This is a genomic window from Neisseria sp. P0022.S010 (assembly GCF_051956635.1).
On sequence record NZ_JBQCXF010000075.1, the window covers coordinates 1 to 11,273 of the forward strand.

The 11,273-nt window shown below is 42.2% G+C and carries 11 protein-coding genes and 1 tRNA gene; all 12 read right to left on the bottom strand.

Annotation, left to right across the window (positions count from 1 at the left end; translation table 11 throughout):
- Window positions 1–148: 148 nt before the first annotated feature.
- Entirely contained in the window at window positions 149–496 is a 348-nt protein-coding gene (locus tag ACTHUT_RS08880) for a hypothetical protein (RefSeq protein WP_440385653.1), read from the bottom strand.
- On the bottom strand, window positions 480–782 hold the full coding sequence (locus ACTHUT_RS08885; RefSeq protein WP_003680933.1) for an integration host factor subunit alpha: 303 nt from the start codon (window positions 780–782) through the stop codon (window positions 480–482). Before ACTHUT_RS08885 ends, ACTHUT_RS08880 begins: the two co-directional genes overlap by 17 nt.
- 114 nt (window positions 783–896) lie before the next feature.
- Entirely contained in the window at window positions 897–3,260 is a 2,364-nt protein-coding gene (gene pheT, locus ACTHUT_RS08890; RefSeq protein ID WP_440385652.1) for a phenylalanine--tRNA ligase subunit beta, read from the bottom strand.
- 24 nt (window positions 3,261–3,284) lie between these two features.
- The gene (locus ACTHUT_RS08895) at window positions 3,285–3,935 is read right to left on the bottom strand and encodes a DNA-methyltransferase (protein ID WP_002217650.1); all 651 of its coding nucleotides are present in this window, start codon (window positions 3,933–3,935) and stop codon (window positions 3,285–3,287) included.
- Window positions 3,932–5,401, bottom strand: coding sequence for a restriction endonuclease (locus ACTHUT_RS08900; protein WP_049344096.1), 1,470 nt, complete (start codon window positions 5,399–5,401; stop codon window positions 3,932–3,934). Before ACTHUT_RS08900 ends, ACTHUT_RS08895 begins: the two co-directional genes overlap by 4 nt.
- Window positions 5,402–5,403: 2 nt before the next feature.
- Window positions 5,404–6,462, bottom strand: a complete 1,059-nt coding sequence (locus ACTHUT_RS08905) for a DNA cytosine methyltransferase (protein ID WP_049344094.1) — start codon at window positions 6,460–6,462, stop codon at window positions 5,404–5,406.
- 182 nt (window positions 6,463–6,644) lie between these two features.
- On the bottom strand, window positions 6,645–7,637 hold the full coding sequence (gene pheS / locus ACTHUT_RS08910) for a phenylalanine--tRNA ligase subunit alpha (protein WP_314060031.1): 993 nt from the start codon (window positions 7,635–7,637) through the stop codon (window positions 6,645–6,647).
- Between the two features lie 248 nt (window positions 7,638–7,885).
- A complete protein-coding gene (rplT, locus tag ACTHUT_RS08915) occupies window positions 7,886–8,245 on the bottom strand; it encodes a 50S ribosomal protein L20 (RefSeq protein WP_003675502.1) in 360 nt (119 codons plus the stop codon).
- Window positions 8,246–8,257: 12 nt separating this feature from the next.
- Complete coding sequence (gene rpmI, locus ACTHUT_RS08920) at window positions 8,258–8,455, bottom strand: 50S ribosomal protein L35 (RefSeq protein WP_003675505.1); 198 nt, start codon at window positions 8,453–8,455, stop codon at window positions 8,258–8,260.
- 143 nt (window positions 8,456–8,598) lie between these two features.
- Window positions 8,599–9,120 (bottom strand): translation initiation factor IF-3, encoded by a 522-nt coding sequence (infC, locus tag ACTHUT_RS08925; RefSeq protein WP_079453755.1) that lies wholly within the window; start codon window positions 9,118–9,120, stop codon window positions 8,599–8,601.
- Window positions 9,121–9,137: 17 nt separating this feature from the next.
- Window positions 9,138–11,051: a threonine--tRNA ligase gene (gene thrS, locus ACTHUT_RS08930; RefSeq protein ID WP_003745962.1), complete on the bottom strand. Its 1,914-nt coding sequence runs from the start codon at window positions 11,049–11,051 to the stop codon at window positions 9,138–9,140.
- 52 nt (window positions 11,052–11,103) lie between these two features.
- Window positions 11,104–11,180 (bottom strand) — tRNA-Val (locus tag ACTHUT_RS08935).
- Window positions 11,181–11,273: the final 93 nt, after the last annotated feature.

The following is an 11,273-nucleotide window of genomic DNA, read 5'->3' on the forward strand; positions in this document are numbered from 1 at the left end:
TAGAATCATTTGCAATCAAGATTCTGATATTTTGAAAGCAATATAAAACAATAAAGGCCGTCTGAAAATCATTCAAACAGCCTTTATTAGAATCAATTATGCAAATCTTTGTATGCCTTCGCACTTTTGATCAAAATTTCCCTATCGATTACAGCTCGACATGGTGGTTTTGTTGTTCAGAACCCAGATGACGCTCCAAATCAGACAAAATCTGCACCAGACCATGACGGACTTCTTCCGCATTAGCGGCAGGGTTGCCGTTTGCATCCAAAGCGCCACGGCTGAACGTATCGATATACGGTTCAAACGTATCTTTCAGTTTCAACAACTTAACGACATCTGAGCGCGTATATCGATCGCCACCGTATCCAATCACAACATTATTTTCATGTTGCCATTGGGCAAACTGAGCCGGACTGATTTGCACCAATTGGCACATCTCATCCAACGTAAAATAACGCTTGGCAGGAATAACCGGGTTATTGTTGTTTGTCATAGTAATGCTCCACCATGCCTTTAAGTTTTTGGCTGGCATGGAAAGTTACCACACGGCGTGCGGTAATCGGCACTTCTTCGCCGGTTTTAGGGTTACGACCCGGGCGTTGAGGTTTGTCGCGCAATTGGAAATTGCCGAAACCGGAAATCTTAATTTCTTCGCCACGCGCCAAAGTGCTGCGGATTTCTTCAAAAAAGAGCTCGACGATTTCTTTGGCATCATTTTTGGTGACGTTGCTGACTTTGTCGACCAAAATATCGGCCAATTCTGCTTTAGTTAGTGTCATGTGTTTACCTTCATTCAAACTGGTGCAATTATTACCAAAATTCTTTTAAAAATCAAGTCCTCACCAAAAAATCAAATATGATTGGCGATTTTTGGCGACAACTTTTATCTTGTTTTAAGCACGAAGTTGCGCGTCTTTTTCGGCTGCGGCTTTAATCATTTTCGCAACCAAAGGCTCGATGACTTCATCTGTCAGCGTGCTTTCCATATCCTGCAAAATAATTTTGACGGCAACGCTCTTCATGCCTTCAGGCACGCCTGTACCGCGGTAAACGTCAAACACGCTGATTTCTTGAACCAGCTTGTTCGCCGCAGCTTTCAGGGCATTTATCAAATCATCATGCGTCACAGCTTCAGGCATTACAAATGCCAAATCTCGGCGTGCAGGCTGGAATTTGGATACGGTCTGATAACGGGTTTTCTCACGACCCAATACCGCATCCATATCGATTTCAAACACCAGCGGCGCTTGTGGCAAATCATATTTTTGCAGCCATTTCGGATGTAACTCGCCGACAAAACCAACTACTTTGCCGTCTGAAACGATATTGGCGGCACGTCCAGGATGCAATGCCGGATGTTCGGTCTTCACAAAGGATACCTCTTTGTTTTTCAAGAGGCTCTCAACATCGGCTTTCATATCGTAGAAATCTACGTTGCGAGTTTTCTCGCCCCATTGCTCAGGCAACACAGAGCCATACCACAAACCGCCGATACGTTCGTTTTGAACAAATTGATCAGCCGTATCTTTGCTGAACACGCGGGCAATCTCAAACACGCGTACACGGTTTTGCTTACGGTTCAAATTGTTTTGCAAAACTTCCACCAAACCGCCGATAAGCGTAGAACGCATGACGGCATACTGCGCCGCCAACGGATTTTGCAGGCGGATAGGATGGGTATTGGCAGCAAAGTCTTGCTCCCATTGCTCATCCACAAACGCATAGCTGACCACTTCACGGTAACCGCGAGCCGCCATTTCGTTATAAACCGCAAAACGCGGACGTTTGGTTTCAGGCAGAGCCAACATTTTCAGACGGCCTGAAGTATAGTCGTCAGGGATATTTTCATAACCGTAAACACGGCCGATTTCTTCAATCAAATCGGCTTCGATTTCGATATCGAAACGGAAGCTAGGAGAAGTGACACGGAAGCCTTCTGCGGTTTTCTCAGGCTGCAAACCCAAATGTTGCAAGATAATTTCGACTTGCTCGGCAGGAATTTCAACGCCCAATACCGTTTTCAGACGGCCTAAACGCAATTCGACCTGTTTTGCCTCAGGCAATTTGCCTTGTGCCTCAACCATTTCACCGGCTACACCACCGCAAATCTGCAACACCAATTCGGTAGCACGCTCAATGGCATCAGCTTGCAAGCGGTAATCCACACCGCGTTCAAAGCGGAAAGAAGAATCCGAACCAAAGCCGTATTGACGGGATTTACCGGCAATAATCTCTGGAGCAAACCAAGCAGCTTCCAACACAATATTTTGCGTCTCATCAGAAACCGCGCTTGCCTCGCCGCCCATCAAGCCAGCCAAACTCAACACACCTTTTTCATCAGCGACCACCAATGTATTGTCAGCCAAAGTAACGGTCTTCTCGTTCAGGCACGCCAACGTCTCGCCATTTTGAGCACGGCGGACAATTAAACTGCCCGACAGCTTATCAGCATCGAAAACATGCATAGGCTGACCGATTTCCAGCATGACATAGTTGCCGATGTCCACTAATGCGGAAATGCTGCGGATACCGCTGCGTTCCAAACGTTGTTTCATCCAATCTGGAGTAGGCGCTTTCGCGTTGACATTTTCAATAACGCGGCTGATAAAACGACCACAGTCGGCCGGCGAATCAATACGGACAGCCTGTTTTTTCTCGCTGCCGATAGAGGCCGTCTGAATTTCGACAGGCGTAAACACACATTGCGTCAACGCAGAAACCTCACGCGCAATACCCTTAACGCTCAAGCAATCAGCGCGGTTAGGCGTAATTTTCAACGTAAACAACGTATCGTCCAAATCCAAGTATTCACGGATGTTAGTACCGACAGGCGCATCTTCAGGCAGAATGTGCAAACCATCTACACCATCATCAGGCAAACCCAGTTCATTGGTCGAACACAGCATACCGTTTGATGGTACGCCGCGCATTTTAGTCGGCTTAATTTTGAAATTGCCCGGCAAAACGGCACCCGGCAAGGAACACGGCACTTTAATGCCCGGCTTGACATTCGGCGCACCACAAACAATCTGAACCAACTCGCCCGTACCGGCATCAACTTGAGTAACATTCAAACGGTCTGCATCAGGATGTTTTTCAACAGATTTTACTTCGGCAACAACCACACCACTGAAAGCAGGGGCAGCAGTATCGATCTCTTCCACTTCCAAACCGGCCATGGTCAAAAGATGTTCCAGTTTATCGGCAGAAAGATCAGGATTGGCTTGAGTTTTCAGCCATGAGTAGGAGAATTGCATGGTTAATTCCTCTATATTTTTAAGTTATTCAATAATACAATAACCTGGATGCCCAAAACTGATTCTAGCTTCAGGTAAATTATTTTTTATTTTCTCAATCGATTGTTGGTAATAATCGGAATTGATTTCACAAGCTGTCAAATCAAACTGTGCAATGCAGCATGCAATAGCAAGAGTTCCACTTCCTAAATGTGTATCTAAAATCTTATCACCCTGCTTTGCATACATTTTTAACAACCACTGATATAATTCGACTGGTTTTTGTGTTGGGTGAGTTTTATTACGATTTTTCCGCACACTAAAACGGAAAATTTTAGATGGCCTATCGAATGACGACCAAGCCATTTCCGCCATAGAAAAATTATTTAATGTCTCTGGTTGATTCTTATCCCAAATAATAAATCCTTTATTATATTCACTTCTCAACCATAACTCGCCAAAATAATTCCCACCCCAAATAATTTGATTTTTTGACACGCGAAATAATTCATTAAAGTAAGTTTGGTCTGGCTTAATATCCCATTGTGAGTATTCATTCATATTGAATTTATAATCACCACCACGTTTAGTTTTATTCAAAATCCCATAAGGAGGATCTACAATTGCCAAATCAAAATACTTGTCAGGATACCGAGACATTAAGATCATGTTATCTTCATTTGAAATAGTTATCATGTACTATACGCTTCCATTGTGGTGTTACTTGCAAACCGTTGCATAGTCAAATTGGAAATTTCTGAACTAATATCTTTTCCAAGATTTTTAATAATAATTTCATCAAAATACCGATAATCAATCTCTGGAATACTGGAGCGATTAATCAAACAATTATATAAAAATTCAGCAAATGTATTGGCACGAATAATTACAATTGGGCAATTACGAATATCGGATAATACGGCAGGGACATAACGTGGTGTGACAACAATTGTGTAAATGGCCTTAATTTTATTTTTATGATCTTCCAATCTTCCTGAATTAATACCTGATAACTTATTTTTAGTTGATTTTGCCTCCACTGCAAATTTTCTCTTTTGCGTAATATATAAGCACTCTAAATCCGTATTACCTGGTCCACCAATTTTTTTAGCTTCTACGTTATAAAACATATTGAACCCCATTTCTAGAACATCTTCAAATAGATATGCCTCTGTTCCATTATTATTATCTGCATATTGTTCAATCAACCTAGGTAAGTGCAATAATTCATATGCTGCTTCATCCTTAAGCTCACCAATTTCCTCCAATAACTCTTTTGGATAGAAGCTATAAATTTCCTTAATGACATCAATTTTCAAACGATCACTATCGTTCAGATTTAATGGCATTTCTGAAAACGAATAAGCACTTTGCAATTTTTTCACAAATTCCTGAAGTTGCTTAGGAATCGAAAACTCACTTGATGTTACTTTACGATATGTTTCGGTCTTACCATGCTTTAGACGGCAAATAATTTTACCATCTGTTTTTTGCAAAACACCTGCATCAGTCAATGTTTTTGAAAAATAAGATTCCCACTCATGTGCTGCATTTACATAAGCATGACTACGACTATTTTCCGCAGTTAATTGATGTTTAATTTTTACTTCAGCACATGTTCGTAACGCCAAAATGTCTTGTACTAATTTTTCATAGCTATTCTGATCAGCAGATTTCACAAATGAAATTAAATAGATATATTCATAAGAAAATAGTTTACAATCCAATCTTTCATCAGATAACAACTTAAATATTAGTCTCATGGGGTATAATTGAATACTTTCATCAGTCTTAATGTACGGATGAGGAAATGGTATCGCCCACAACATAGTAAGAAAAATTTTTTGAATATATTCATTATTATCCAAGTGTTTCAAAAATAAATTACCCAATGGACTGAACAGGAATTTCTGTGTAACTTGCCCACACACATCACGATAACCAAACATATAGAATGATAATTCTTTTATTTTATGAGTAGTAGCATCCAATGATTTACCTGTATTTCGTCTATGGTATAAATCTAGTTTTTCCAATTTTTCAGATAACTTAGCTTTATCCTCTACAGATATAAAAGAATTTGTTTTCAAAATACCTGCAAATTTACATAAAATATGAAAATTCTGTAAATGTTTATCTATTACCCAGCGCGCAGTTGTCATATCTATTTTCCTATTCTCTCTACAATTTTTTTAATTAACAATGGAGGAATAGATTCACCAATACATTGCCGAATTAATAATTCTGATGTATCGTCGGGAATATTCCAATCAATAGGTAATGATGTTAAAAGCATTAACTCTAATGGTGTTAAAACTCTTGCATCTGAATATGTTCCATCAGGCATAGGCCGTCCAGGATGAACATTTAATTGTGAACTGATAGCGTCATTACGAATAGTAATAGTTGGGGCAGGAGCATCCCACTCCATACGGCGATAAGTTGTATTATAACTTTTAATTTTTTCACCATTTTTTTTCTTTGGATAATGTTCTATATTATCAAAAGCAGATCGTCCTGTTGGCGTATTTTTTAGCCATATAATGTGCTCTGGAGCATGTGTACGTGCAAAATGCCATTTCACATTAGACTTTTGTCCAGACTCAATACTAGGCAAAAAACTAATAGCATCACGAACAGAAATGGTTTTTGTAACTTTTTCCGGCATTCCCCAAATAGTTGAATGTTTATTCATACGAATAATAGCTCGTTTACGATGTTGTGCAACACCATAATCGGCAGAATCAAAAATATGAGTTTGAATATAATATTCGCAACCAAATAAATCTTGCAAAATTGCTTCTACTGTTTGTAATGTCCCCTTATAAGGTAACTTAATTTTTAAAAAAAATGGAACATTTTCAATCAAAACAAAAGTTGGGCGTTTTAATAAAATAAATTCGATTACTCTGAATATTAAATGATTACGTTTATCATTAGCCATCTCTTGAATGTTACGATTTTTCCCTGCAACACTCATGCCTTGACAAGGAGGAGAAGCAATTAAAAAATCTAATTGATTCGGCACGCTCTGTATTAAATTTTGAAACACTTCCTCATGAAGTATATCACCTATAATCATTTTACTTTCGGGATATAGAGCTTTATATAAATTAGCACGTTCTGGCACCAATTCATTTGCAGCTATAATCTTAATACCCGCATTATGCAAGTAGGTTTCTGCAATCCCTGCACTCGAAAATAAAGAAGCCCCTATCATCATAGAACCAAACCCAAATTAACTATATAATCTCTACAAAGCAATAAATTATGTCTCTTTAAACAAAATTAGGAATGTAATTTCACAACAAAATATCAAATGTTTTATATCTTACATTTGAATTTTCCTAAGCAGCCTGAAAACCAAGAGTAGGCTGCTTTTCCATATTCAGGCAGTCTGCACGATCATTTCGCAAACTGCTTCAAAAAGTTCAAATCATTATCGAAGAACAGGCGCAAGTCGTTCACGTTGTAACGCAGCATAGCGAAGCGGTCGAGACCAATACCAAAGGCGAAACCAGTATATTTTTCAGGGTCGATATTGACGTTTTTCAATACGTTAGGATGTACCATACCGCAACCGCCTACTTCCAGCCATTTGCCGTTTTCGCCCATGATGTCGATTTCGGCAGAAGGCTCGGTAAACGGGAAGAAAGACGGACGGAAACGTACTTGCAGGTCATCGCGTTCAAAGAAACGACGGATAAAGTCAGTAAACACTGCTTTCAAATCGGCAAAAGTGACACCCTCTTCCACCCACAAACCTTCGGCCTGATGGAACATAGGCGAGTGAGTGGCATCACTGTCCACACGGTAAACGCGGCCGGGGGCAATAATGCGGATAGGCGGCTCTTTTTTGTCGAGCATATAGCGGATTTGGATAGGCGAAGTGTGTGTGCGCAAAACGTCGCCGTTTTCAACGTAGAAAGTATCTTGCATCGCACGCGCTGGGTGATTTGCAGGAATATTCAAGGCTTGGAAATTATGGAAATCGTCTTCGATTTCAGGGCCGTCCGCCACTTCAAAACCCATACCGTGAAACAACTCGACCACTCGCTGCAAAGTCAAAGTAACTGGATGCAAACCGCCATATTCTTGCGCACGGCCCGGCAAAGTAATATCCAAGGCTTCTGCAGCCAATTGAGCTTGCAGCTTGGCTTCATTCAGAGCATCGCGTTTGGCATTAAAGGCCGTCTGAAACTGATTTTTGCATTCATTGATGTGCGCGCCTATGGTTTTACGCTCTTCAGGAGACATTTGACCCAAAGTTTTCAAAAGCCCGGTCAATTCTCCGGTTTTACCAAGATAGCGTGCTTTAATTTGTTCTAAGGCATTGAAGTCTTGCGCGGCTTCAATAGCGGCAATACCTTCTGCAACGATACGGTTTACATTTTCCATATTGGTTTATTGTCTGTTTGTTGATGGCAGGCCGTCTGAAACAACAAAGCCGTCTGTTGGATTTGATTTCAAACCCGTTCAGACGGCCCTTTGTCTTACTGCGGCCAATCCGTTTGATAAGAGAGGCTTATTCTATCGCAAATCAGTATAAAAAAATAGAGTTTAAAGAAAGAAAATCAACTACATAGAGTTTCTTTTGGAAAAGAAAAAAGGAAGCATAAGCTTCCTTTTTAAATAATCTTATCGAATTAAGCAGCCAAAGCAGCTTTAGCTTTTTCAACCAATTGTGCAAATGCAGCTTTGTCGAATACAGCCAAATCAGCCAATACTTTGCGGTCGATTTCGATAGCAGCGCGTTTCAGGCCGTTCATGAATTTACTGTAAGACAGACCATTTTCACGGGCACCTGCGTTGATACGAACGATCCACAGTTGACGGAATTGACGTTTGCGTTGGCGACGGTCACGGTATGCATATTGACCGGCTTTCATTACCGCTTGTTTGGCAACACGGTAAACGTTTTTACGACGACCGCGATAGCCTTTGGCTAACGCGAAGACTTTTTGGTGACGAGCACGAGCGGTAACACCGCGTTTTACGCGTGGCATATTCTAAACTCCTTAAGCGTAGGGCAACATTTTAGCAACAGAAGCCAAATCGCGTGAATCCACCATAGCGGTGCCGCGCAATTGACGTTTAGTTTTAGTGGTTTTTTTGGTCAGGATGTGACTTTTGAACGCATGACCGCGTTTTACACCACCGTTACCCAGTACTTTAAAGCGTTTTTTCGCGCTAGACTTGGTTTTCATTTTAGGCATTGGAAAACTCCATTCGTTATTAGATAAGGTATAAGGGGGTTTTGAAATAAATTTCAAACGCTTGAAACCCAAAATACCACGGTTTTTGCCGCTAATTAAACCTTATTTCGAGCGGCAATCGAAATAAGCCTTGGATTATAGCTTTATTTTTTCTTAGGCGCAATCATCATCACCATTTGGCGGCCTTCCATTTTAGGGAAAGACTCGATTTGCGCTACTTCCGCCAAATCTTCTTTTACGCGCTCAAGCAGTTGGGCACCCAGTTGTTGGTGGGCCATTTCACGACCGCGGAAACGCAATGTTACTTTGACTTTGTCACCATCAGCAAGGAAACGGTTGATGTTGCGCATCTTGATTTGATAGTCGCCTTCATCTGTACCCGGACGGAATTTAATTTCCTTAATTTGTACCTGCTTTTGGTTTTTCTTGGCTTCGTCGCGCTTCTTGGCTTGTTGGTATTTGTATTTACCGTAATCCATCAGTTTGCATACGGGCGGTTTGGCAGTCGGGGAAATCTCTACCAAATCGACATCCTGCTCTTCGGCCATAGCCAGAGCCTCACGAACTGAAACGACACCAAGCTGATCGCCTGACTCACTGATTAATCGCACTTCTTTGGCGGTAATTTCACCATTGATTCGTGCTTCGCGTTCTTGAGCGATGATGAATACTCCTATAAAAATTAATGATTGACGAGGGCGTCAGTGATTTCTTGCTGCAATTGTGCAATGAAATCATCGACATTCAAAGAACCCAAGTCTTCTGCTTTGCGGCGTACCGCAACTTTGTTTTCTTGTTTCTCTTTATCGCCGACAACGATTTGGTAAGGGAAGCGGTATTGGCTGTTGTCACGGATTTTGTAACCGATTTTTTCGTTACGCAAATCCAATTCGACACGGAAGCCTGCCGCCTGCAATTTGGCAGCCACTTCGCGACAATAATCTGCTTGGTTTTCAGTGATATTCATAATCACCATTTGAACCGGCGCAAGCCACAATGGGAATGAACCTGCATGGTTTTCAATCAGAATACCGATGAAGCGTTCCAATGAACCCAAAATTGCACGGTGCAACATTACAGGACGCGCACGGTCGTTATTTTCGGTTACATATTCGGCATTCAAACGCTCCGGCAATACGAAGTCCAATTGCAGGGTACCGCACTGCCAAGAGCGACCCAAGGCATCTTTGACATGGTACTCAATCTTAGGACCGTAGAATGCGCCTTCGCCAGGCAATTCTTCCCACTCTACGCCGCAAGCGGTCAACGCATCACGCAGACCTTGTTCGGCTTTATCCCAAACTTCGTCAGAACCTGCACGTTGTTCAGGGCGGAGGGACAACTTCACGGCAACATCATGGAAACCGAATTGTTTGTAAATGCGAACCAGCAACTCATTGAATGCGCGTGCTTCATCAACGATTTGATCTTCGGTACAGAAGATATGCGCATCATCTTGCACAAAACCGCGAACACGCATCAGACCATGCAACGCACCGCTTGGTTCATTGCGGTGGCAAGAGCCGAACTCAGCCAAACGCATCGGTAAATCGCGATATGAGCGCAAGCCGTTATTAAAAATCTGAACATGACCCGGACAGTTCATCGGTTTAACCGCGTATTCGCGTTTTTCGGAACTGGTCACGAACATATTGTCTTTATAATTTTCCCAGTGGCCGGATTTTTCCCAGAAGGTTTTATCCATAATCTGAGGCGTTTTCACCTCTTTATAACCGGCAGCATTCAGCTCTTTGCGCATATGCTGCTCAATCACTTGCCACAAAGCCCAGCCTTTAGGATGCCAGAACACCATACCCGGCGCTTCATCTTGCAGGTGGAACAAATCCAATTGTTTACCCAGCTTACGGTGGTCGCGTTTTTCCGCTTCCTCGATGCGCTGGATATAGGCTTTTAATTCGTCTTTACTTGCCCAGGCTGTACCGTAAATACGTTGCAGCATTTCATTGTTGCTGTCACCGCGCCAGTATGCGCCTGCCAGTTTGGTCAACTTGAAGTTTTTCAAGAAACGGGTATTGGGAACGTGAGGACCGCGGCACATATCGACGTATTCTTGATGATGATACATACCCATTGCTTCCACTTCAGGCATGTCTTCAATCAGACGCAGTTTGTACTCTTCGCCGCGATCTTGGAAAATTTTGATGGTTTCTGCACGGGGCGTCATCACTTTAACAACGTCATAGTCTTGTGCAATCAATTCTTTCATGCGCGCTTCGATAGCGGCCACATCATCAGGCGTAAATGGTTTTTCAGTTGCGATATCGTAATAGAACCCGTCTTCAATCACCGGGCCGATAACCATTTTAGCATCAGGGTAGAGCTGCTTGACCGCATGACCGACCAAGTGCGCGCAGGAGTGGCGGATAATTTCCACGCCTTCTTTGTCTTTAGGCGTAATGATTTGAACGTGGGCATCTTCGGTAATCGGATCGCAAGCATCCACCAATTTACCGTTAACCTTGCCCGCTACCGTTGCCTTTGCCAAACCTGCACCGATAGACGCTGCTATTTGCGCCACGGTAACGGGTGATTCATATTGGCGGACTGAACCGTCCGGCAAGGTAATGTTCAACATCAGAAAGCTCCAAAACATTAAAAAATAACGGCATAAAGCCGTTATGGAAATTTGGTAGGCACAATTGGACTCGAACCAACGACCCCCACCATGTCAAGGTGGTGCTCTAACCAACTGAGCTATGTGCCTTCATCTAAGTCGCTTATTGTAACGAAGCGTGTTCCCTTTTGCAAGCATCTGTAAATACTTTTCAGACGGCCTGGATATTTTTGTTTGATTTAT